The organism is Streptococcus sp. KR (assembly GCF_002238115.1).
Taxonomy (GTDB): domain Bacteria; phylum Bacillota; class Bacilli; order Lactobacillales; family Streptococcaceae; genus Streptococcus.
In genome coordinates this window covers 1-666 of record NZ_NGVM01000096.1, presented here as the reverse complement: position 1 = coordinate 666, position 666 = coordinate 1, and the positions used below count along the sequence as shown (strand labels likewise).

The 666-nt window shown below is 38.6% G+C and carries 1 protein-coding gene; it reads left to right on the top strand.

The genetic code is table 11. The features are described from left to right. Window positions 1–666 (top strand): phage tail tip lysozyme (locus CBI42_RS11030; protein ID WP_256963810.1); only part of this gene is annotated, 666 nt, incomplete at both ends.

Genomic DNA, 666 nt, shown 5'->3' with positions numbered 1-666 from the left:
CTCTTGACGGTGATAATGTTATTCTCACTAACGGAAAAGGAGAGAATGAGAGTCGCTTAATCTTATATTCCATTCATAATGGCCGTGCGATTGAGGGGACAAGAGTTCTAACGGGTGATGTTATTGGTGAAACACCAGATGATACAGGTTTGAAAGTTTCCTATCAAAAGTATAAGAACAAGGAAGAAAAATTGGTGTATGTCAATCCTCAATTTTATTTCCCAAAAGTCATTCAACTTCAGACTACTATCTTACCAGCTATTGGTCAGTTTGGTGGGGATGAGTTTGAACGAGCAAAACATATCTATGAGTTTTTGAAATCTCAAGGGGCAAGTCCCCAAGCAATTGCAGCAATTTTAGGAAATTGGTCAGTAGAGTCTTCTATTAATCCAAAACGAGCAGAAGGAGATTATTTATCCCCTCCTATTGGAGCTACCGATTCCTCATGGGATGATGAAGCATGGTTAGCAATTGGAGGTCCAGCCATTTATAGTGGTGCTTATCCTAATATTCTTCATAGAGGTTTGGGTTTAGGTCAATGGACGGATACTGCAGATGGTTCAACACGTCATACAGCTTTATTGAATTATGCACATATCAAAAATAAGAAGTGGTATGATTTAGACCTACAACTTGATTTTATGCTTCATGGGGATAGTCCTTACT